Below are 20,859 nucleotides of genomic sequence, written 5' to 3' on the forward strand. Positions count from 1 at the left end.
TTTGAAGAAGTACATTCACTACTATAATCACGACCGCATCAAATTGAAACTAAACGGGCTGAGTCCTGTGCAATACAGAACCCAGCCCTTAGCAGCCTAGCAAATCAAACCGTCCAACTTTATGGGGGCAGTTCAGTTGAGCGGCTTTTTATTTGACGTGGAAACAGCCTGGATCACCGGCTCGGTGATTTTGCCGTGCCACCGCCAGCCATGCTTCGGCTACACTTGCTTATCGCTTTTGCTCACTGGATATTGCCATGTCTCTGGATCATCCCGCCGTCGCCCGTGCCGTGGTTCGTCAACTGGAAGCCTCGCGTATCCGCGAGGTTGCCAACGCCGGCATGGGCCGCGACGATGTATTGCCGTTCTGGTTCGGCGAACCGGATCAGGTGACCCCAAGCTTCATTCGCGAAGCGGCCAAGGCCGGGCTGGATGACGGCGATACTTTCTACACCCACAACTACGGCATCCCGCCTTTGCGGGCGGCGATTGCCACTTATTTGTCGGCCTTGCATCAGCCGCTCGACGCCAGCCGGATAGCGGTCACCTCGTCCGGCGTATCGGCATTGATGGTGTTGTCGCAACTGATCATCAACCCCGGCGATCGCGTGGTGGCGGTGACGCCGCTGTGGCCGAACGTCGCCGAGATCCCGAAAATCCTCGGCGCCGAAGTAGTGCGGGTGGCCTTGCAGTTCGGCCAGACCTGGGAACTCGATCTGCAACAACTGCTGGACGCCTTGACGCCGGACACCCGCGCGGTCCTGTTGAATTCGCCCAACAATCCGACCGGCTGGGTGATGCCGCGCGCGCAGCAGGAAATCGTGCTGGCGCACTGCCGCCGGCACGGCATCTGGATTGTCGCCGACGATGTGTATGAACGGCTGGTCTACACCGAGCAGCCAGATGCACTGCAATGCGCGCCTTCCTTTCTGGATATCGCTGATGCCGACGACAGGCTGATTTCCTCCAACAGTTTTTCCAAATCCTGGCTGATGACCGGCTGGCGGCTGGGCTGGCTGGTGGCGCCGCCGGCCCTGATGACGGACATCGGCAAACTGATCGAATACAACACGTCCTGCGCGCCGGGGTTTGTGCAACGGGCCGGCGTGGTTGCCATCGAGCGTGGCGATGAAATCATCGGCAGCACGGTGGCGCGTTATCGCGCTGCGCGCGATTTTCTGTATCAGCGCTTGAATGCCATGCCGGGGATCACCGCACCGCGGCCGAAGGGTGCTATGTATCTGTTCTTCCGCGTTGATGGCGTCAGCGATAGCCTGGCGCTGTGCAAGCAACTGGTGCGCGACGCCGGACTGGGCCTGGCTCCCGGCAATGCCTTCGGTCCGGAAGGGGAGGGTTATGTGCGCTGGTGTTTTGCCAGTTCGCTGGAGCGCCTGGAAGACGGCGTGCAACGGCTGGAGCGCTTCCTGTCCGTCTGATCAACGATTGGTCAGCGGTTGATCGGCGGTTGGTATTGCGACCAGAATCTCTTGTTATCAACTTCCTCGAAAAATCTATTGCGGTTTCGGCAAGCAGCGCAACGGTCTTGAGTTTTTGCCGGATCTGATGCTATCATCGAAACGCGCAAACGTTTGCGCGTTCCAAATGATGGCATGCCGACCCGAACGGTTATGCCGTTCAACAACGCGTTTTATAGCCGAACTTCATAGCCGAACTTAATAAAAATTTTCAGGAGACTTTCGATGAATACCCGTACCCGCCTCAAGCTGATTGCTGCCACCGTTCTCGTATGTGCACTGCCTTCTTTGCCAGCGCTGGCGCAGACCGCCGCCAAACCTAAGGTTGCGCTGGTAATGAAATCGCTGGCCAATGAATTTTTCCTGACCATGGAAAACGGCGCCAAGGAACACCAGAAGGCGCACGCTGCGCAATATGACCTGATTGCCAACGGCATCAAGGACGAACAAGACACCTCGAACCAGATCAAGATCGTCGAACAGATGATCGTCTCCAAGGTCAACGGCCTGGTGATCGCACCGGCTGACTCGAAGGCGCTGGTGCCTGTCATCAAAAAAGCCATTGACGCCGGCATCATCGTGGTCAATATCGACAACAAGCTGGATGACGCGGCCCTCAAGGAAAAAGGCATCACAGTGCCATTCGTCGGCCCGGATAACCGCAAGGGCGCCAAGCTGGTCGGCGACTACCTGGCCAAGCAAATCAAGAGCGGCGACAAGGTCGGGATCATTGAAGGCGTTTCCACCACCATCAATGCGCAGCAACGTACCTTGGGTTTCCAGGATGCAATGACTGCAGCCGGCGCCAAGGTCGTCGGGGTGCAATCGGGTCAATGGGAAATGGCGCCGGGCAACCAGATTGCCGCCGCCATGCTGAATGCGCATCCGGATATCAAGGCATTGTTGGCAGGTAACGACAACATGGCGCTGGGCGCAGTCGCCGCGGTCAAGGCTGCAGGCAAGACTGGCAAGGTGCTGGTGGTTGGCTACGACAACATCAACGCCATCAAGCCTATGCTGAAAGACGGCCGCGTGCTGGCGACAGCCGACCAGTTCGCTTCGCAACAAGCAGTGTTCGGCATCGAGACGGTATTGAAGGCAATCACCGACAAAAAACCCCAGAACACCCTCGGCGGCACGGTTGAAACCAAGGTCGCGCTGGTGACCAAAGACAGCAAGTAATCAAGCAACGCGGGACAGGGCTGGGCAGCCGTAGCCGTTGAAGCAAGCGTGCGGCGGCTCAGCCCTGTCCCCGACGAGCTTATCGTCAACACGCTACTACACCTGCCATTGGTGGAGACAGAATGTCCAACGAATTCATCGCGGCGCACCAGCCTGAGGTGCGTACCGCTGCAGCCGCAGTTCCCTTTTTAAGCTTGGCCGGAATTGGCAAGACCTATGTCGAACCGGTATTGAGCGACGTCTCGATCAGCATCAGCCCAGGTCAGATCCTGGCCCTGACCGGTGAAAACGGCGCCGGTAAAAGCACTCTGTCGAAAATTGTCTGCGGCCTGGTGGACGCAACTACCGGCAGCATGCTGCTCGACGGCCACAGCTATCAGCCGGGTTCGCGCAAGGATGCCGAGCATCTGGGTATCCGCATGGTGATGCAGGAATTGAATCTGATTCCAACCTTGAGCATTGCCGAAAACCTGTATTTCAACCAGCTGCCGCATCGCTTCGGCTGGATCGACAAGGCCGCGCTGGCGCAGGCGACTCGGGTCCAGATGGCGGCGGTAGGCCTGACCGATCTCGATCCGTGGACGCCGGTCGGCGAACTGGGCGTGGGCCATCAGCAAATGGTGGAAATTGCGCGCAACCTGATCGGCAGCTGCCGTTTGCTGGTGCTGGACGAACCTACGGCCATGCTGACCAGCCGCGAGGTCGAGTTGCTGTTCACGCAGATTGCGCGGCTGCAATCGGAAGGCGTCGCCATCATTTATATTTCGCATCGGCTGGAAGAGCTGAAGCGCGTGGCCGACCGCATCGCCGTATTGCGCGATGGACAGCTGGTATGTGACGACGCTATCGACGGCTACAACACTGAGGCGCTGGTGCAATTGATGGTTGGTCGTGCGGCGGAAGCTGAACTCGATCTCGGCCATCGCAGCATCGGCGCGCCCCTGCTGCGGGTGCGCGATCTCGGACGTGGCGCAGTGGTTGCACCGACCTCATTCGATTTGCGCGCCGGTGAAATTCTCGGCGTCGCCGGGTTGATCGGCTCAGGCCGCACCGAATTGCTACGGCTGATTTTCGGTGCGGATCGCGCCGATCACGGCGAAGTATTCATCGGCGATCAGACCCAGGCCGCCAAAATCTCCTCGCCGAAAGACGCCATCGCCGCCGGCATCGCCATGATCACCGAAGACCGCAAGAGCCAGGGATTGCTGTTGCCGCAATCGATTGGCCTTAACACCACGTTGGCTAAACTGCCGGCTGTCAGCAAGTTCGGGATACTCGATAAGCAGGCCGAAGCCGAGGTCGCCGCGGACTACATCAAGCGCTTGCGGATCCGCTCGCGCAACGGCATGCAGGCGGCTGGCGAACTGTCTGGCGGCAATCAGCAGAAGGTGGTTATCGCGCGCTGGCTGTACCGCGATTGCCCGATCATGCTGTTCGACGAGCCGACCCGCGGCATCGATATCGGCGCCAAGTTCGATATCTATAAACTGCTGGCCGAACTTTCGCGGCAAGGCAAGGGCCTGCTGATCGTGTCCAGCGACCTGCGCGAACTGATGCTGATTTGCGACCGCATCGCCGTGATGAGCGCCGGCAAGCTGGTCGACACCTTCGAGCGCGGTGAGTGGAGCCAGGAGACGATTCTGGCCGCTGCGTTCAGCGGCTACGTGAACGGCAACGGCGCCGGCAATAACGCCCCGGCAGATACATCAACCGCGCAAGCCGCCTGAAGTCCGCGCTGAAATCAACATAATCGAAAATCATGACAACTCTCTTTTTTACCCGAGGTTTTACCCAAAGCATGTCCGGCCTGAAGAATTACCTGGGCCTGATCGGCGCGCTGCTTGCCATGTGCGTGCTGTTCTCTTTCTTAAGCGAAAATTTCCTGACCTCAGCCACTTTCACAACCTTGTCCAACGATATTCCGACGCTGGTGGTGATGGCGGTCGGCATGACCTTTGTGCTGATCATCGGCGGCATCGACCTCTCGGTCGGTTCGGTGATGGCGCTGGCAGCCTCGGTGCTGTCGATGGCGATGGTGCGCTGGGGCTGGCCCTTGTTTGGCGCCGCCGCGCTGGGCGTGCTGGTGGCCAGCTTGTGCGGCATGCTGACCGGTTCGATTTCAGTCGGCTGGCGGATTCCTTCCTTCATCGTCTCGCTGGGCGTGCTGGAAATGGCGCGCGGCCTGGCTTACCAGGTCACCAATTCGCGCACTGAATATATCGGCAGCGCGGTGGACGGCATCAGCTCGCCGATCCTGCTTGGCATGTCGCCGGCTTTCCTGTCGGCCATTGTGGTCGTCATCGTCGGCCATCTGGTATTGACCAAGACCGTGCTGGGACGCCATTGGATCGGCATCGGCACCAATGAAGAGGCGGTGCGCCTGGCCGGTATCAATCCGCGTCCCAGCAAGGTGCTGGTGTTTGCCTTGATGGGTTTGCTGGCGGGTGTCGGTGCGTTGTTCCAGGTATCGCGGCTGGAAGCGGCAGATCCTAACGGCGGCGTCGGCATGGAGCTGCAAGTAATCGCGGCGGTGGTGATCGGCGGCACCAGCCTGATGGGCGGGCGCGGTTCGGTGATCAGCACTTTCATCGGCGTGCTGATTATCTCGGTGCTGGAAGCAGGCCTGGCGCAAGTCGGCGTCAGCGAACCGATGAAACGCATCATCACCGGACTGGTGATTGTGGCAGCGGTGGTGCTGGATACCTATCGCCGCCGCGGCGAACGTTCAACGCACTAATCTGCATCAGGCTTGAGTAAATAATATGGCAACCATCAAGGATGTAGCGCGCACCGCCGGGGTTTCGTACACCACGGTTTCGCACGTCCTCAACCAGACCCGCCCGGTCAGCGACGACGCCCGGGCGCGGGTGCTGGCGGCGGTGGAATCGCTGGCCTATGTGCCGAGCGCGCTGGCGCGCTCCTTGAAAAGCAAGACCACCGGCAGTATCGGCCTGATCATTCCGAACAACACCAATCCGTATTTTTCGGAAGTGGCACGGGGCATTGAGGACAGTTGTTATGCCGCCGGTTACAGCGTCATCTTGTGCAACTCGGATGACGATCCGGCCAAGCAACGCGATTATCTCAACGTGCTGCTGACCAAACGCTGCGATGGCCTGATCGTGGCCACATTGGCGCAGACCGATGGCGAACTGTTGCGCAAGATGAAAGTGCCGACCGTGCTGCTGGACCGTGCGCCGAAAGACATGGCGATCGATCTGGTGGCGGTCGACAACGTCGCCGGCGGCGTGCTGGCGGCCGAGCATCTGCTGAGCTTGGGCCGGCGTCGCATTGCCTGCATCGGCGGCCCGCAAGACATTGCGATTTCGCGCGAGCGGATCGGCGGCTTGCGCCAGACTTTGCAGGCCGCCGGCGTTGCGTTGCCTGACAGCTTGCTGGCCTATGCCGATTTCACCAGCGCCGGCGGCTATCTGGCGGCCCGTAGCCTGCTGGCGCGCTTTGCATCCCTGCCTTCGCAAGCGCCGGATGCGATTTTCTGCTGTAACGATCTGATGGCGATCGGCGCGCTGCGTGCCGCGGCAGAGCGCGGCATCGCGGTGCCCGAGGCGCTGGCGGTGGTAGGTTTCGATGATATCGACCTGGCGCAATTCGTCCATCCGACCTTGACCAGCGTCGCCCAGAATACGCGCAAGCTCGGACAGCTCACCGCCGAGTGCCTGCTGCAACGGATTGCGACGCCGGATCGGCCCTTGCAGCGGATTTCGATTGCCCCCGAATTGCATATCCGAGGCTCGACCGTTGGGCCGTGAGTACAATAAATTCTAGTAACCCTTACTTTTAAAAACACACATGATCGTCATCATCGGCAGTATCAATATGGATCTGGTGCTACGCGTGCCGCGCATGCCGCATCCCGGCGAAACCTTGTCCGGCGGCCGCTTCCAGACCATCTCCGGCGGCAAGGGCGCCAATCAGGCCGTCGCTTGCGCGCGCCTCAGCGCCGACAGCGTGAAAGTGGCGATGGTCGCCTGTCTCGGCGACGATGCGTTTGGTGCAGAACTGCGCGCTGCCTTGCGCCGCGATGGCATCGACGATAGCCATGTCAGCACCATACAAGGGGAAGCGTCAGGCGTAGCCTCGATCCTGGTCGACGCCAACGGCCAGAACAGCATCGTGCTGGCGGCCGGCGCCAATGACGCGCTGAGTCCGGCCCATATCGACGCTGCCCGCAGCCTGATCGAACAGGCGCGTATCGTCGTCTTGCAGCTGGAGACGCCGCTGGCCACCGTCAGCCATGCGATCAAGCTGGCGCATCAACTGGGCAAGATCGTGGTGCTGAATCCGGCGCCGGCGCAAGCCTTGCCTGCCGCCTTGCTGGCGCAAGTGGAATATCTGATTCCGAATGAAATCGAAGCGGCCATGCTGGCCGGTTTGAACGCTGCCAGTCTCGATAACGACGCCGCGATCGAAGCCGCAGCCGCAAAATTGCGTGCAGCCGGCAGCGCCAATGTGCTGGTCACGTTGGGCGAGAAGGGCGTGTATGCCGCGCTGTCGTCCGGCTCCGTTCATTTCGCTGCGCAACCGGCCAAGGCGGTCGATACCACCGCCGCCGGCGATACCTTCATCGGCGGTTTTGTCGCCGCCCTGGCCGAAGGCCGCAGCGAAGCCGACGCCATCGCCTTCGGTCAACGCGCAGCAGCCTTGAGCGTGGCGCGCATCGGCGCACAGACCTCGATTCCTTATCGTCACGAACTGGAGGCTTGAGATGAAAAAGAGCCCATTGCTGAATATCGCCCTGTCGCAATTGATTGCCTCGCTCGGTCACGGCGAAAGCATTGTGATCGGCGACGCCGGTTTGCCGGTGCCGCCCGGCGTGCCGCTGATCGACCTGGCGCTGACGCGCGGCGTACCCGGTTTCATGGCGACCCTGCAAACGGTATTGACGGAAATGCAGGTCGAACACCATGTGCTGGCCGACGAGCTGCCGCTGCACAGCCCGCAATTGGCGCAGCAGATCGACACTCTCGGCCTAGCCGACAAGCGCACTTTGTCGCATGCCGATTTCAAGCGCATGACCCAAAGCGCCAAAGCCGTTATCCGCACCGGCGAATTCACGCCGTATGCCAACATCATCCTGGTTGCCGGCGTAGTTTTTTGACAATATTCCAGCCAGATGCCTGACAAGCCGCTTATGGCAGGTACAATAAAGCCATGAATATCTCATTGCCCGAACTGGAACAAGCCATCAATTACTGGCGTCTGCAACGGCCTGCGGTAGGGGAAGAATGCGCATTGTCGCCTGAGGTCAATGCGCTGGCCAACGTGTATGCCTTGATGATCATCAATCACAGCAGCAGCGTCGCGCTGGCCACCATGGACAGCGTTGCGCAACAGCTGATCGGCGCCTGGCGCCAGCATATGCTGGATCTCAGCACCGCCGCCAAATCAATGGGCTAAGTGCCGCGCCTGACGTTTGGGCGCAACCAGGCCGTCAGCCTTGAGCGGGAGCTGCGGCAAGTCCGTCGGCCTGGCTGGCTTGCCCGCATAGTCCGTGCTGAGCACGGCGTTAACCGCACTTTCACCCATCCCCTGTAATCGCAACCACTGCCCGACCAGACCCGCCAGCCTATCCAGCGCAATCCGATGGGTCGCATCGGTCTTGCCGTACAGCCAATCGGAAAACGCCATGAAATTCGCGAACGGCGAGTCGCCCAGCAGGATTGGCAGCGTGTGCGCGAAGCGGCCTGAATTGGCGACCAGATCCCAGTAGCGGGAAAATCGTTGCAGGCGTTGCATGGTCTGGAAGTCGATCAGATCGGTCGCCAGGATGGTATAGGGCGGATGCGGATCGAAGATCAAGCCGTAGGGTTCGGTATGGCGGATGATGGGCGTGCCGCGCAAGCGCTTGAGAATCCCGAACTGGATTTCATGCGGCTGCAACTCCACCAGGCGATCGAAACCGCGGGCGAAGCTGGCGACGTCTTCGCCCGGCAGGCCGGCAATCAGGTCGACGTGCAGATGCGCCTGCGATTGCTGGATCAGCCAGCGAATGTTTTCCGCCGCCTTTTCATTGTTTTGCTTGCGGCTGACCAAGGCCTGCACTTCCGGGTTAAAACTCTGGATGCCGATTTCGAATTGCAGCGCGCCGGGCGGAAATTGCGAGATTGCATCCTTCAAGGCATCCGGCAGATGATCCGGCACCAGCTCAAAGTGGGCAAACACCGGGTCGTCGGGATCGGCCGCCAGCTTGTCGAGAAAGAATTGCAAGATCTTGAGGCTGGTCTTGACGTTCAGATTGAAAGTGCGGTCGACGAATTTGAACAGCCGCGCGCCGCGCGCATGCAGCGACTCCATCTCGGCCAGGAAATTGTCCAGCGCAAAAGGCCATGCCGTCTTGTCCAGCGCCGACAAGCAAAATTCACATTTGAACGGACAGCCGCGCGAAGCCTCCACATACAAGGTGCGATGGGCGATGTCGTGGTCGCTGTACAAGCTATACGGCAAGACAATATCAGCCATTGGCGGCTGCACTCCGGCATGGACTTTCATCAACGGCTGCGGGCCGTACAGGATCTGCCGGCATAACTGCGGCAAGGTAACATCGCCCCAGCCCGTCACCAGGTAATCGGCGAGCTGGACGATCTGTTGCTCGGCCGATTCGTAGGACACTTCCGGCCCGCCCAATACGATCACGATGTCAGGCGCCACCCGCTTCAGCATCGCCACCACCTTGGTGGTTTCCTCGATATTCCAGATGTACACGCCGAAGCCGACGATGGTGGTGCCGGTGGCGGCTTTGTGCGCCAGCAGTTTCTCGACGATGTCGGTGGTCTTGGCGCCGATGACGAATTCATGCAATTGCGTGAGCTCGCGCAGATCGCCCATGTTTGCCTGCAAATAGCGCAGCCCGAGCGAGGCATGGGAATAGCGCGCGTTGAGCGTGGACAGCAGAATGGTCATAGTTGGCTAACGGAAAGATTGGCGGCAGAAACTGCAGAATGCGCCATTTTACGCTTCAGCGCCTGCTGAGCGCCTTTGTCACCAACAATACCGGGATCAGTCCCACCGCGACGATGGTCAGTGCCGGCAACGCCGCTTCGCCGAGCCGCTCGTCGCGCGCCAGGTTGTGCGCAATCACTGCCAGCGTATCGGTATTGAAGGGTCGCAGGAGCAGGGTGGCGGGCAACTCCTTGACCACATCCACGAACACCATCAGGAACGCGGTCGCCATCGAGCGCCACAACAGCGGCGCGTGCAGGACGCGGGCGATACGCCAGCCGTTGCTGCCGAGGGTGCGTGCCGCTTCATCCAGCGTGCTGGGGATGCGGGCGTAGCCGGCTTCTATCGATTGCACGGCAACCGCGCTGAAACGTACCAGGTAGGCGTACAAGATGCCCAGGGAGGTGGCGGTCACCAGAATCCCGGCCTGGTTCTGTGGCGCGACGACTTGCAACCATGCCAGCGGCAGCAGGATGCCGACCGCAATCACCGAGCCGGGTACGGCATAACCCATGGCCGCCATGCGGGTAACCAGCCGCAACAGCCATAGCTTGCAAACAGGCAGATTGCGCGCCCGTTGCACATAGCTGAGCGCTAGCGCCACTATTACCGCCAGTACCGCAGCGATGGCGCCGAAACGGAAACTGTTCCAGGCCCAGCCGGCGTAGCGCAGCAGATCGACGCCGCTGTGCAGATAGGGATCGCTTTCCTGATGCAGGATTTCGCGCCACATCAGCCGTAGCAGGATCAATACCGGCAAGACAAAACCAAGCACGATCGGGAGGCCGCAGATCAGCCACGCAATCAGCCGCTGGCCGCCAAGCAAAGGTGTCAGCCGGGTCTCCGGCGCGTCGCTGCGTTGCCCGCGCACGCTGGAAAAGCGCAGGCGCTGCTGGCCCTTGCGCTCAACCCACAGCAACAGCGCAACGATGGCCAGCAAGACCGACGCCAGTTGCGCTGCTGCCATCTGGTTGTCCATCGCCAGCCAAGCTTTGTAGATGCCGGTGGTGAAAGTGCTCAGACCAAAATAAGCGCCGACGCCATAGTCGGCCAGCGTTTCCATCAATGCCAGCGCGGCGCCGGCCATCAGCGCCGGCCGCGCCAGCGGCAACGCCACGCGGCGGATGCGCGCAGCCAGGGGCGTACCGAGCAATCGCGCTGCCTCCATCAGATGCAGGCCGCGTTCGTTCAGGGCATTGCGCGCCAGCAGGTAGGTGTAGGGATAGAGCGTGAAAATGAAGAGGAAAATCGCGCCGGGCAGGCTGCGTATTTCCGGCAAGCGCAGGCCCGGGATGAGCTGGCGCAAACCGCTTTGGAGCAAGCCGCTGTATTGCAGAAAATCGGTATAGGCATAGGCCGAGACATAGGCCGGCATCGCCATCGGCAGCAGCAGCGCCCATTGGAAAAAACGGCGGCCGCGGAACTCGAACAGGCTGACCGTGACCGCCGTGGCGGCGCCGACAATCACCACGCCGACAGTTACCGCCAGCGCCAGCCAGGCGGATGTGGCGAGGTAGGCTGGCAACACCGTTTGCATCTGTTGCGACAACAGATCGAGCGCCTGCGCGTCCAGTTGCAGCCAGGCGCCGGCGATGCCGAGTATGGGAAGAGCGATCAACAGTGCGATTAAAGCGATCAGTGGCATGTGCTTGCAAATAGGGGAATTGCGGGATTTAAATTGGAGTGCGGTAAACTAGGGCATTCCGCCTTTGGCATTGAGCGGCAAAGACGGCTGTATCCCGAGCCGGCACGAATTGTAACCAGCTTCACCTACCTGCTTCCCATGTTTCTCACTCTCGATCAAGTCAGTGTCAGTTATCCAGGCGCGCCGGCGCCGGCGGTGCAAGCCGTGTCGTTGCAGCTGGCGGCCGGCCATCTGGGCGTGCTGATCGGCCCCTCTGGCAGCGGCAAGACCAGCTTGCTGCGCGTGATCGCCGGCCTGGAGCAGGCACAGAGCGGACAAATTGCGTTGGATCAGCGGCTGCTGGACGGGCCGCAAACCAGGATTGCCGCCGAGCAGCGCCGCATCGGCATGGTGTTCCAGGATTTTGCCTTGTTCCCGCATCTCAGCATTGCCGCGAATATCGGCTTCGGCTTGCACCATGCCTCGCGCCAGCAACGAAGGCGGCGGGTCGCGGAAATGCTGGCGCTGGTGGGATTGGAAGGCGCGCAGGAAAAATATCCGCATCAATTGTCGGGCGGCCAGCAACAACGAGTGGCGCTGGCGCGGGCCTTGGCGCCGGAGCCGCGCCTGTTGCTGCTGGACGAGCCGTTTTCCAGCCTGGACATCGAGTTGCGCGAGCGTCTGGCGCACGACGTGCGGCAGATTCTGAAACAGGCTGGCATCACGGCGCTGATGGTGACCCACGATCAACTGGAAGCCTTCGCCATCGGCGATGTGGTCGGCGTGATGCAGCATGGCCATCTGCAGCAATGGGCGGCGCCCTACGATTTGTATCATCGCCCGGCGACCCGCTTTGTCGCCGATTTCATCGGCCACGGCGTGTTGCTGCCGGGCCGCCTGATCGACAGCGAGGGGCGGCTGGCGGTGTCGACGGTGTTGGGCGATTTGCAGGATGTCAGCGCCGCTGCCTTGCAGAAAATCCAGGTGCATGGGCGCGAGCCGTTTGACGTATTGTTGCGCGCCGACGATATTGTGCATGATGATGCCTCTCCGTTCAAGGCACGGATAAAGCGCAAATCTTTCCGTGGCGCAGAATTCTTATACACGCTGCAACTGGCGTGCGGCCAGGAGTTGCTGGCCTTGGTGCCGTCCCATCACGATCATGCCGTCGACGAATGGATAGGCATTAAGCTGGATGTGAGTCACGTAGTGACCTTCCCTTTGTAAATTTTTCAATTGCATGACTTTTCGGAAAAATAATCATCATGGCGAAATATATTGTGGTCGGCCTGGAATTTGGCGTGGTGCTGCTGGTGGGGCTGGCGATTTACATGATCAGGAAAAAATAGGCCGCTCGCGGATATGAGAAAGGCTGACGCATCGTGCGCCAGCCTTTTTAATGTTTCGACCTCAGTGCTTTATTTATAACCGGCGCGATCCAGCAATTGCTGCACCTTTTGCTGATTGCGGCCAACTGCCGAGACATCGATCACCTCCGCTTTATAAGGGCCGAGTGCATCCAGTGCCGGATTGCCGCTCTTCACGCCCTTGACTGCCGGCGATTCGTTATTGCCTTCGGCAAAATAGCGCTGGGCGTCGTCGCTGGACAGGTATTCCAGGAACTTGACTGCCGCTTCGCGATGCGGCGCATGCTTGGCGACACCGGCGCCGGCGATGTTGACATGGGCGCCGGTAGTCTTCTGGTTAGGCCAGATCACCCCGACTTTTTTCATCACCTCGATATCTTCCGGCTTGGTCGATTTCATCAGCCGCGCAACGTAGTAGGAATTTGAAATCGCCACGCCGCATTCGCCCGAGGCGACGGCCTTGATCTGGTCGGTATCGCCACCCACCGGCGAACGTGCCTGGTTGGCGACATAGCCCTTGAGCAGCGCTTCCGTCTTGGCTTCGCCGTGATGTTCCAGCAAGGAGCCGAACAGCGAGACGTTGTAAGGATGCGAACCGGAGCGGGTGCACAGCTTGCCCTTGTTCTTCGGGTCGGCCAGCGCTTCGTAGGTGTCGACGTCTTGCGGCTGGACGTTTTGCTTGTTGTAGACGATGACGCGGGCGCGGGTCGAAAAGCCGAACCATTGCGATCCCTTGCCGTCGTCCTTGCCGCGCAGATTGGCCGGGATGCGCTGATCGAGGATGGCCGATTTCACCGGCTGGAACAAGCCGTCATTCTCTGCACGCCACAGACGCGCGGCATCCACCAGCAAGATCACATCGGCCGGACTGGCCGCGCCTTCGCTTTTCAGGCGCGCGATGGTGCCGGCGTCGTCGCCGTCGACGCGGTTGATCTTGATGCCGGTAGTCTTGGTGAAATTGCCATACAGCGCTTCGTCGGTTTGATAGTGGCGTGCGGAATACAGGTTCAGCACTTGCTCCTGAGCGATGGCAGAGGCGGTACTGGCAGCCAGAACGGCGCTGGCGATGAGAGAGCGCAAAAGCATGAAAACTCCTGTTTTGATGAGGGGGAATGAAGATTTGTTGCCAGTAACAAATGGTTACATTTAAGGATGTGTCACTATATCACAAATGAGAATCGTTACGATTTGTGATGATTTGATGACATAGCGAAGGCCGCCGTCGCAGCAGCTCGCGATCGGGTAATATATTTGCTCTTCCATAAGAAAAGATGGGCGTCAAATGAGCAATAAAGCTACAGCACAGACACGGACTAAAACCAAAACCGCATCAGCCGGTCCCCGGGTGGCGCTGGTGCTGCAGGGCGGGGGCGCGCTGGGCGCATACCAGGCCGGCGTCTATCATGCGATGCACGAAAACGGCTTTACTCCGGATTGGGTGGTTGGCACTTCCATCGGTGCGATCAATGCTGCGATTATTGCTGGTAACGAACGCGATCTGCGGCTTTCGCGGCTGAAGGAATTTTGGGAACAGGTCGGTCACGGCGATTTGATGGATTTGAGCAAAGTCACGGATACTGCGCGCCAGTTCAATACCTGGTGGACCACGGCCGATGTGACAATGCGCGGGGTGCCAGGATTTTTCTCGCCGCGTGGACCTAATCCGTTCCAGCTAGGCATGTCGGTAGAGCCCGAGCAGGCCAGTTTCTACGACACCGGTCCGCTGGCCGAGACGCTGAACCGACTGGTCGATTTCGATTTTCTGAATGCGCCGGGCGGCATCCGCCTGACCGTCAGCGCGATGAAAGTGGCGTGCGGCAGCCTGGTCAAATTCGATTCGCTGGAACGGCAGATCGGGGTCGAGCACATCATGGCCAGCGGCGCGTTGCCACCCGGCTTTGCACCGGTGCGGGTTGACGGCGATCTGTACTGGGACGGCGGCTTGTATTCGAATACGCCGCTGGAAGTGGTGCTGGAGGACGAAGCCAAGACCGAGGTCGATGGCCACACCATTTGCGTGCTGGTGGATTTATGGAACGCCAACGGCCCCGAGCCGACGACTTTGAACCAGATCGAGAATCGTCAGAAAGACGTGACATTTGCTTCACGCTCGGAGCGTCATATCCAGAATTATTTGCGCATGTATCAATTGCGCCATGCCGCCTTTGCTCTGTATAAGAAATTGCCGCCGGAACTGCGCAGCAAATCGGATCTCAATGAGTTCAAGGGCATGTCCGACCAAGGTACGATTCACGTGGTGCGCCTGCGCTACGGCGGCCACGACTGGAATATGGCGTCCAAGGACATCAATTTTTCGCGTGGCTCGATCGAATGGCGCTGGGAGCAAGGCTACGCCGACGCCATGCATACCGCCGCGAGCATCAGGGCCAATGGCGACACCTTTGGCAATTCCGACGCCGGCCTGGTGGTGCATGAGTTGGTCACGCCGGCGTCAGCGTGAAATCGATGGCGTCTATCCCTGTTTTGCGCCTGACCGCGCCGTTGCTTTTGCTGCTGGCAGGCGTGGCGCCGCATGCCGGTGCGCAGCCCGGCATTTCCACGCTGGATAGCCGGCAATGCGCGATTCTCAAGCAGCACGTGCTGCAGCCCGGCGCGCCGGTTGATTGTCCGCAACTGCAGGTGGTCCGTTTCGCGTATATCGACTTTGATCAAGTGCGCCACGACGATGGCGAGATCATGGTGATGGCAGCGGTCGCGCCGCAGGTAAAAGCGCTGTTCGACGAGCTGTTCAAGCGTCGTTTCCCGCTTGCACAGGCACGCCTGATGGAGCATTATCAAGGCAACGACGACGCATCGATGGCTGACAATAATACCTCTGCCTTTAACGACCGGCCGATCACCGGCGGCAAGTTGGCGTCCTTGCATGCCTACGGCTTAGCGATCGATATCAATCCTTTGCAAAACCCGTATGTGCTGCGCGATCCTCAGGGCCAGCTGGCATATAGTCCGCCGACCGGACAGGCTTTCGGCGAGCGGGTCGCAAGCCGGCCCGGAAGCAGTGAACAAGTTGTGGAACTATTCGCTCAGCATGGGTTTCTGATCTGGGGAGGCGATTGGAAAAAACCGATCGATTACCAGCACTTCCAGGTCAGCCGCAAGCTGGCTGAACGGCTGGCGAAACTGCCGCTGACGCAGGCGCGCCAGCTGTTTGAAAGTACAGTTGCCGCCTACCGTGCTTGCCGCACCGGTCTCGGCAGAAAACCGAAAGACAGGGTGGTTTGCGCGGCAACGGCAGGTTAGTCCACTGTCAAATTTGGCAGGGGGCAGAGTCACATTTTGCTTGTAGAATGGAAAACGGGATATTGCCATATTGATAGCAATACTGATTTGTTCACACAGGAGAAGGCCATGTTTTCGTTTCATGAAAAGTTTGCCGCAGCAACCAAAGCCCATTTTGAAGCCCAGTTGGCATTGCTCAATACCCTGACTGCAAAAACCTTCGAGGGCGTTGAGAAAGTCATCGAACTCAATCTGAATGCCACCAAGGCTTCATTGGAAGAATCCGGCGACGCCACCAAGCAATTGATGAGCGCCAAAGACCCGCAGGAATTCCTCACCATCTCGGCCGCACAAGCCAAACCGAGTGCAGAAAAAGTGGCAGCCTATGGCCGTCACCTGGCCAGCATCGCCTCCGGCACCCAGGCTGAATACACTCGTGCGGCAGAAGCGCAAGTCGCAGAAACCAGCCGCAGAATCAATGCCTTGATAGAAGAGGTCAGCAAGAACGCGCCACCCGGTTCGGAAAGCGCGATCTCGATTCTAAAATCGGTGATCAGCAACGCCAATGCCGGTTATGAACAGCTGACCAAGAATACCAAGCAGGCGGTTGAAACCTTGGAAGCCAACCTGCAAAACGCCAGTGCGCAGCTGAGCCAGACCACTACCCCGCGTAGCAAGAAGTAAGGTCTACTCTTCTTGACCCGGAAAAGGCCGCAGATGCGGCCTTTTTTCAAATGGGCAAAGCGCGATCCCAGGCCGGCACCTCGCCGAATTGCTGCGCCAGGAAATCGACAAAGGTACGCACCTTGGCCGACAGATGCTGGCGGCTCGGATATACCGCGTGGATCGCCAGCTCATCACCGTGATAATCGGTCAGGATCGGTAGCAAGCGACCGTCGCGGATCGCATCGCCGATGATGAAGGTCGGTTGCCGTATGACGCCCATGCCGGCAATCGCCGCCGCCAGCAGCAGATCGCCGTTATTGCAATGCAAGCCGCCGCTGATGCGTACCGTGTGCGTCTTGCCGTCGCGCTTAAGGCGCCATTCGTTATCCGGCAGCGTATAGGCATAAGTCAGACAGGCATGTCGGGCCAAGTCGTCGGGATGTTGCGGCACGCCGTGCTGCTCAAGGTAGGCCGGGGCGGCACAGGTCAACACATGCGCCGTAGCCAGCTTGCGCATCACCAGACTGGAATTCTGCAATCTGCCGATGCGGATCGCCAGATCGAAACCTTCCTCGACCAGATCGACAATCCGGTCGGATAAGGTCACGTCCAGTTCGACATTGGGATAGCGTTGCGCATAAAGCGGCAGCAGCCGGCCCAAATGACTGACGGAGAACGAAACCGGCGCATTGACGCGCAGCACGCCACTCGGATTGGCGGCGTGCATGCCTGCCGCCAGCGTGGCTTGCTCAAGATCGGCCAGCAGCTGCTTGCAGCGTTCCAGGTAGGCGCCGCCGGTATCGGTCAGGCTGAGGCGGCGCGTGCTGCGATTCAGCAGGCGCGCGCCCAGGTATTCCTCAAGCTCGGCGATATGCCGTGTCACCGATGGATTCGACAAGTTCAGAATCCGCGCAGCGCCCGACAGGCTGCCGGTTTCAGTCACTTTGACAAACACCTTCATGGCCTCGAACAGATTCATCGCAATGCCTTATTGTTTTGAAATTCGGAAATGGTATTTTAATAAAATCGCATTTTTCTTTTCACTGCAAGAATATATAGTGAAACACGATCCATAAACTATCTTGGCTTTTCACTATTTTTTCGAAGGTAATATCATGAACACAAGTAACCCCGGCATCTATGCCGCTACCCTGCTCAGGCTGACCCTGGGCATTGCCCTGTTGGCGCATGCTTATCTCAAGGTTTTCGTATTCACTTTAGCGGGCGCGGCCGGTTTCTTTGCCAGCCAGGGTTTTCCGGCATGGTCGGTCTACCCTGTGGTGGCAATCGAGGTGCTGACCGGGATTGCCATGGTGCTTGGCCTTCAGGCGCGGATTGCCGCCGTGATTTCCCTGCCGGTGCTGTTGGGCGCATTATCGGTCCATGCCGGCAACGGCTGGGTTTTCACCAGCCCTAACGGCGGCTGGGAATATCCTGCATTCATGGTGGTCACCGCCATTTCAGTGGCCTTGCTGGGCAACGGCGCGTTTGCGCTGGGTAACGCCAAGGTCGACAAGTAATCTGACAAATAAGCCTATTGGAAGAGATCAAGATGAGCACCATTGCCACCCGCATGCCGGCGATTTTCTTCGGTCACGGCAGCCCGATGAATGCGCTTGAAGAGAATCGCTACACTGCTGCCTGGACCCGGCTGGGTGCTAGTGTGGCGCAGCGGCAGCCGAAGGCGATCTTGTCGGTGTCCGCGCATTGGTACACGCGCGGCACCGGCGTCACCGCGATGGCGCAGCCGAAAACCATCCACGATTTCGGCGGTTTTCCGCAGGCGCTGTTCGATGTCCGCTACCCTGCGCCGGGCGATCCGCAACTGGCGGCGCAAGTGCGCGATCTGCTGGCGCCGGTAGCGGTCGCCATGGATCATTCCTGGGGGCTCGATCACGGTACCTGGTCGGTGCTGGTCAAAGCCTTTCCCAAGGCCGACGTGCCGGTGATACAACTGAGTATCGATGCTACCCGGCCGGCGCAGTTTCATTTTGATCTGGGACGTAAACTTGCCGTATTGCGCGAACAAGGCGTGCTGATCATCGGCAGCGGCGATGTGGTGCATAACCTGCGCTTGATGAATCGCAGTCAGGATGCGCCGGTGCATGGCTGGGCTCAGCGTTTCAATGACCACATCCGCGAGAGCCTGCTAAGCGGCGATCAGCAAGCCCTGATCGACTACGCCGATCAGGGGCAGGATGCGCAATTGTCGGTGCCGACCCCAGAACACTATCTGCCGCTGCTGTACATCGCAGGCGCCAAACAGGATGACGAGACGATTTCGATTGCAGTGGATGGTATCGATATCGGTTCTATCAGCATGCTGACTGCTGTGGTCGGCGCTGTCTGACGCCATACCCAAGCGCAACCCAAGCGTAACCCAAGCCGGATTATTCCTTGCCCTTCACCGGCTTGGGATATGCCTTCATCACGTCGATAGGCTGTGCGTATGCAGAGTCCCAGGTCTGCTGGTGCAAGTCGGCAATCCGTTGCGCCATCTTCTCGTTGCGCAGCACGATCTCCAGGTTGCGCGACATATCCAGGTAGCCGCCGCTCCAGTTGCTGGTGCCGATCCACGCCAGCTGGCCGTCGATAGACATGGTCTTGCTATGGATCACGCGGGCGAAAGGAATGAAACCGGTGCTGGCCTGCGGCAGCGTGACGATTCTGATTTCCATGCCGGGCAGCAGCGCCAGGCTTTTCAGATAGGCGATCGCCGGCTGTTCGGTATTCCAGTTCGACACCATCAGCTTGACCTTGACGCCACGCGCCAGTGCGGCGCGGATCGCGTTGTCGATCACGGGGTAATACGGACGCGTGTGATTCGGCCCATAGCTTAACGGCGCATAGTCGAGCAGCTGTATCCTGATTTCGGATTTAGCTGCAGCCAGCAGTTTCGGCAGCTCGGTTTCGGAGTCGCCGACGCCGGGCGGATTGAACGCGTTCGGGCTGGCTAAAAGAAATGACGTTTGCCGGTCATCGGTGCTTACTACGCTCTGATTGAGTTTCGCCACCTGTTTGTCTTGCGCGATCAATTCCTGCGCATGCCAATCCTGTTCGAAAATATTTTGCAGCTGGCCGACCACCGCGGCGTCGGTGATGCGCAAGCCGGTTTCATGGATATGGGCAAACGAGCGCCAGTCGAAATTCTGACTGCCGACGTAGGCGGTGCTGGCATCGACCACCATATATTTTGCGTGGATGATGCCGTTGCCGGTCAGCTTGGAGTAATCGAGATAGCGGAATTCCAGGTTGGGGATCTGCTTGAGCCGCTCGATGGTTGGCATATCGGAGGCGAACTTGCCTTTCTCCTCCATCAGGAAACGAATCTTGACACCACGCGCGCCGGCTGCGGCGAGCCGGGCTATCACCTGTTCGAACGCCGCGCCAGGCTGGCTGGCGACATAAAACTGACCCAGCACGATCTGGTGTTTGGCGCTATCGAACATCTCGCTCCAGACCTGCAGCGGTTCACGCAAATCGGGCGTTGCCAGTGTGGTTTCGAGCGGAACCGTGTGCACCAGTTCGTAACCGGGAATGCCGAATTCGGCATGGGTGCTGCCGGCGCAGCCCAGCAGAATTGCTATCGAGGCGATCAGTCTAGGAGTTTCTATCTTACGCATTTCCATCCTGGTCAGGCGAGATGCAACTTTCCGGATTCAGCCGGTATCGCAGCTTGCGTGTCGCCGCCAGCCGCACGGCCGACGCAGGCACGCAGCATCAGCACTTTCAAATGATCGTTGATGCGCTCGATCCGTTCCTGGAACATATTAAAGAAAAACATGCCGACTACCGCAATGCCTATGCCCAGCGCGGTCGCATACAAAGCGGTGCCTATGCCTTGCGACACCTGGCCCGGATCGGATACGCCGGATACCGCCAGCGCCTTGAAAGTATCGATAATACCCAAAATCGTACCGAGCAGACCGAGCAGGGGAGCGGCGGTCACGATGGTGTCGAGAATCCACAGCCGATGCTGCACTTCGCCGCGGTTGGCGATATATACCGACTCACTGAAATCCTCCAGATCTTTTTCACTGGTCAGCTGATGTTTTTCCGCCAGGATGTCAGACACCAGCGTCAGCGGCAGGCTGGCGCGCGACGTCAGTGCGCTCGGCAATTCCTGCACGTGCTGCACGGCGTGAGTCATGGCTTTTTCCAGGCCGATTGCCTGGCGCAAAGTGTAATTGAAAAACAGCCCGCGTTCGACAATCACGAATATCGCCAGGGCAGCGCAGGCGTACATCAGATAGAAAGCGAGTTCGTGGAATAGTTGCATGTTCATGTTGACCTCTCTGCGCACGAATGCACGTTTGTTGCAGCGGCAGGCTCCAACTTAGGAGCC

General features: G+C 59.3%; 21 protein-coding genes. 15 read left to right on the plus strand and 6 right to left on the minus strand.

Annotation, left to right across the window (positions count from 1 at the left end; genetic code table 11):
* The 9 genes from KHU33_RS13675 to KHU33_RS13715 form a co-directional block, all read left to right on the plus strand.
* Window positions 1-100 (plus strand): IS3 family transposase (locus KHU33_RS13675; RefSeq protein ID WP_211463850.1); only part of this gene is annotated, 100 nt, incomplete at its 5' end.
* A 157-nt stretch (window positions 101-257) separates the two neighbouring features.
* Complete coding sequence (locus KHU33_RS13680) at window positions 258-1,436, plus strand: pyridoxal phosphate-dependent aminotransferase (RefSeq protein WP_211463778.1); 1,179 nt, start codon at window positions 258-260, stop codon at window positions 1,434-1,436.
* A gap of 264 nt (window positions 1,437-1,700) precedes the next feature.
* Window positions 1,701-2,657, plus strand: a complete 957-nt coding sequence (locus KHU33_RS13685) for a sugar ABC transporter substrate-binding protein (protein WP_211463781.1) — start codon at window positions 1,701-1,703, stop codon at window positions 2,655-2,657.
* A gap of 122 nt (window positions 2,658-2,779) precedes the next feature.
* Entirely contained in the window at window positions 2,780-4,384 is a 1,605-nt protein-coding gene (locus tag KHU33_RS13690; RefSeq protein ID WP_211463783.1) for a sugar ABC transporter ATP-binding protein, read from the plus strand.
* Window positions 4,385-4,416: 32 nt separating this feature from the next.
* Window positions 4,417-5,394 carry an ABC transporter permease gene (locus KHU33_RS13695; protein ID WP_211463785.1) on the plus strand — a complete coding sequence of 326 codons (978 nt, stop codon included), beginning with the start codon at window positions 4,417-4,419 and terminating at the stop codon, window positions 5,392-5,394.
* Window positions 5,395-5,419: 25 nt separating this feature from the next.
* Entirely contained in the window at window positions 5,420-6,427 is a 1,008-nt protein-coding gene (locus KHU33_RS13700; RefSeq protein WP_211463787.1) for a LacI family DNA-binding transcriptional regulator, read from the plus strand.
* 40 nt (window positions 6,428-6,467) lie between these two features.
* Window positions 6,468-7,382, plus strand: coding sequence for a ribokinase (gene rbsK, locus KHU33_RS13705; RefSeq protein WP_211463789.1), 915 nt, complete (start codon window positions 6,468-6,470; stop codon window positions 7,380-7,382).
* A gap of 1 nt (window position 7,383) precedes the next feature.
* Window positions 7,384-7,776: a D-ribose pyranase gene (gene rbsD, locus KHU33_RS13710; protein WP_211463792.1), complete on the plus strand. Its 393-nt coding sequence runs from the start codon at window positions 7,384-7,386 to the stop codon at window positions 7,774-7,776.
* Window positions 7,777-7,829: 53 nt separating this feature from the next.
* Window positions 7,830-8,075, plus strand: coding sequence for a DUF3717 domain-containing protein (locus KHU33_RS13715; protein ID WP_211463794.1), 246 nt, complete (start codon window positions 7,830-7,832; stop codon window positions 8,073-8,075).
* On the opposite strand, the gene KHU33_RS13720 is transcribed toward KHU33_RS13715, so the two are convergent.
* Complete coding sequence (locus KHU33_RS13720; protein WP_211463795.1) at window positions 8,064-9,578, minus strand: B12-binding domain-containing radical SAM protein; 1,515 nt, start codon at window positions 9,576-9,578, stop codon at window positions 8,064-8,066. The genes KHU33_RS13715 and KHU33_RS13720 overlap by 12 nt on opposite strands.
* A gap of 55 nt (window positions 9,579-9,633) precedes the next feature.
* Window positions 9,634-11,262, minus strand: a complete 1,629-nt coding sequence (locus KHU33_RS13725; protein ID WP_211463796.1) for an ABC transporter permease — start codon at window positions 11,260-11,262, stop codon at window positions 9,634-9,636.
* A 138-nt stretch (window positions 11,263-11,400) separates the two neighbouring features.
* Here KHU33_RS13725 and KHU33_RS13730 point away from each other — a divergent pair, with 138 nt between their 5' ends.
* The gene (locus KHU33_RS13730; RefSeq protein ID WP_211463797.1) at window positions 11,401-12,468 is read left to right on the plus strand and encodes an ABC transporter ATP-binding protein; all 1,068 of its coding nucleotides are present in this window, start codon (window positions 11,401-11,403) and stop codon (window positions 12,466-12,468) included.
* A 191-nt stretch (window positions 12,469-12,659) separates the two neighbouring features.
* Here KHU33_RS13730 and KHU33_RS13735 read toward each other — a convergent pair whose 3' ends face one another.
* The gene (locus tag KHU33_RS13735; RefSeq protein WP_211463798.1) at window positions 12,660-13,694 is read right to left on the minus strand and encodes a Fe(3+) ABC transporter substrate-binding protein; all 1,035 of its coding nucleotides are present in this window, start codon (window positions 13,692-13,694) and stop codon (window positions 12,660-12,662) included.
* Window positions 13,695-13,890: 196 nt separating this feature from the next.
* On the opposite strand from KHU33_RS13735, the gene KHU33_RS13740 reads away from it, so the two are divergent.
* From KHU33_RS13740 to KHU33_RS13750, 3 genes are all read left to right on the plus strand, one after another.
* Window positions 13,891-15,069, plus strand: a complete 1,179-nt coding sequence (locus tag KHU33_RS13740; RefSeq protein WP_211463799.1) for a patatin-like phospholipase family protein — start codon at window positions 13,891-13,893, stop codon at window positions 15,067-15,069.
* A 5-nt stretch (window positions 15,070-15,074) separates the two neighbouring features.
* Window positions 15,075-15,869 (plus strand): M15 family metallopeptidase, encoded by a 795-nt coding sequence (locus tag KHU33_RS13745; RefSeq protein ID WP_211463800.1) that lies wholly within the window; start codon window positions 15,075-15,077, stop codon window positions 15,867-15,869.
* A 108-nt stretch (window positions 15,870-15,977) separates the two neighbouring features.
* On the plus strand, window positions 15,978-16,532 hold the full coding sequence (locus KHU33_RS13750; RefSeq protein ID WP_211463801.1) for a phasin family protein: 555 nt from the start codon (window positions 15,978-15,980) through the stop codon (window positions 16,530-16,532).
* A 46-nt stretch (window positions 16,533-16,578) separates the two neighbouring features.
* Here the strand turns inward: KHU33_RS13750 and KHU33_RS13755 are convergent, their stop codons facing one another.
* Entirely contained in the window at window positions 16,579-17,493 is a 915-nt protein-coding gene (locus tag KHU33_RS13755) for a LysR family transcriptional regulator (protein WP_211463803.1), read from the minus strand.
* A 136-nt stretch (window positions 17,494-17,629) separates the two neighbouring features.
* Between KHU33_RS13755 and KHU33_RS13760 the strand changes: the two genes are divergently transcribed.
* Complete coding sequence (locus KHU33_RS13760) at window positions 17,630-18,034, plus strand: DoxX family protein (protein WP_211463805.1); 405 nt, start codon at window positions 17,630-17,632, stop codon at window positions 18,032-18,034.
* A gap of 32 nt (window positions 18,035-18,066) precedes the next feature.
* The gene (gene ygiD / locus KHU33_RS13765; protein ID WP_230414258.1) at window positions 18,067-18,864 is read left to right on the plus strand and encodes a 4,5-DOPA-extradiol-dioxygenase; all 798 of its coding nucleotides are present in this window, start codon (window positions 18,067-18,069) and stop codon (window positions 18,862-18,864) included.
* A 40-nt stretch (window positions 18,865-18,904) separates the two neighbouring features.
* Here ygiD and KHU33_RS13770 read toward each other — a convergent pair whose 3' ends face one another.
* Window positions 18,905-20,137: a phospholipase D-like domain-containing protein gene (locus tag KHU33_RS13770; RefSeq protein ID WP_211463807.1), complete on the minus strand. Its 1,233-nt coding sequence runs from the start codon at window positions 20,135-20,137 to the stop codon at window positions 18,905-18,907.
* Window positions 20,138-20,148: 11 nt separating this feature from the next.
* A complete protein-coding gene (locus tag KHU33_RS13775) occupies window positions 20,149-20,799 on the minus strand; it encodes a MotA/TolQ/ExbB proton channel family protein (RefSeq protein WP_211463809.1) in 651 nt (216 codons plus the stop codon).
* Window positions 20,800-20,859: the final 60 nt, after the last annotated feature.

The sequence above is a fragment of the Collimonas silvisoli genome (assembly GCF_018305005.1).
GTDB classification, from domain to species: Bacteria; Pseudomonadota; Gammaproteobacteria; order Burkholderiales; family Burkholderiaceae_D; genus Collimonas; species Collimonas silvisoli.

Bases quoted from the DNA above. Each gene is read 5' to 3' on its own strand.
- KHU33_RS13745 (WP_211463800.1), top strand. From the start codon at position 15,075: ATGGCGTCTATCCCTGTTTTGCGCCTGACCGCGCCGTTGCTTTTGCTG.
- KHU33_RS13685 (WP_211463781.1), top strand. From the start codon at position 1,701: ATGAATACCCGTACCCGCCTCAAGCTGATTGCTGCCACCGTTCTCGTA.
- KHU33_RS13750 (WP_211463801.1), top strand. From the start codon at position 15,978: ATGTTTTCGTTTCATGAAAAGTTTGCCGCAGCAACCAAAGCCCATTTT.
- KHU33_RS13700 (WP_211463787.1), top strand. From the start codon at position 5,420: ATGGCAACCATCAAGGATGTAGCGCGCACCGCCGGGGTTTCGTACACC.
- KHU33_RS13695 (WP_211463785.1), top strand. From the start codon at position 4,417: ATGACAACTCTCTTTTTTACCCGAGGTTTTACCCAAAGCATGTCCGGC.
- KHU33_RS13730 (WP_211463797.1), top strand. From the start codon at position 11,401: ATGTTTCTCACTCTCGATCAAGTCAGTGTCAGTTATCCAGGCGCGCCG.
- KHU33_RS13715 (WP_211463794.1), top strand. From the start codon at position 7,830: ATGAATATCTCATTGCCCGAACTGGAACAAGCCATCAATTACTGGCGT.
- KHU33_RS13725 (WP_211463796.1), bottom strand. From the start codon at position 11,262: ATGCCACTGATCGCTTTAATCGCACTGTTGATCGCTCTTCCCATACTC.
- KHU33_RS13755 (WP_211463803.1), bottom strand. From the start codon at position 17,493: ATGAATCTGTTCGAGGCCATGAAGGTGTTTGTCAAAGTGACTGAAACC.
- KHU33_RS13775 (WP_211463809.1), bottom strand. From the start codon at position 20,799: ATGAACATGCAACTATTCCACGAACTCGCTTTCTATCTGATGTACGCC.
- KHU33_RS13740 (WP_211463799.1), top strand. From the start codon at position 13,891: ATGAGCAATAAAGCTACAGCACAGACACGGACTAAAACCAAAACCGCA.
- KHU33_RS13680 (WP_211463778.1), top strand. From the start codon at position 258: ATGTCTCTGGATCATCCCGCCGTCGCCCGTGCCGTGGTTCGTCAACTG.
- KHU33_RS13735 (WP_211463798.1), bottom strand. From the start codon at position 13,694: ATGCTTTTGCGCTCTCTCATCGCCAGCGCCGTTCTGGCTGCCAGTACC.
- KHU33_RS13770 (WP_211463807.1), bottom strand. From the start codon at position 20,137: ATGCGTAAGATAGAAACTCCTAGACTGATCGCCTCGATAGCAATTCTG.
- KHU33_RS13690 (WP_211463783.1), top strand. From the start codon at position 2,780: ATGTCCAACGAATTCATCGCGGCGCACCAGCCTGAGGTGCGTACCGCT.
- rbsK (WP_211463789.1), top strand. From the start codon at position 6,468: ATGATCGTCATCATCGGCAGTATCAATATGGATCTGGTGCTACGCGTG.
- KHU33_RS13760 (WP_211463805.1), top strand. From the start codon at position 17,630: ATGAACACAAGTAACCCCGGCATCTATGCCGCTACCCTGCTCAGGCTG.
- ygiD (WP_230414258.1), top strand. From the start codon at position 18,067: ATGAGCACCATTGCCACCCGCATGCCGGCGATTTTCTTCGGTCACGGC.
- rbsD (WP_211463792.1), top strand. From the start codon at position 7,384: ATGAAAAAGAGCCCATTGCTGAATATCGCCCTGTCGCAATTGATTGCC.
- KHU33_RS13720 (WP_211463795.1), bottom strand. From the start codon at position 9,578: ATGACCATTCTGCTGTCCACGCTCAACGCGCGCTATTCCCATGCCTCG.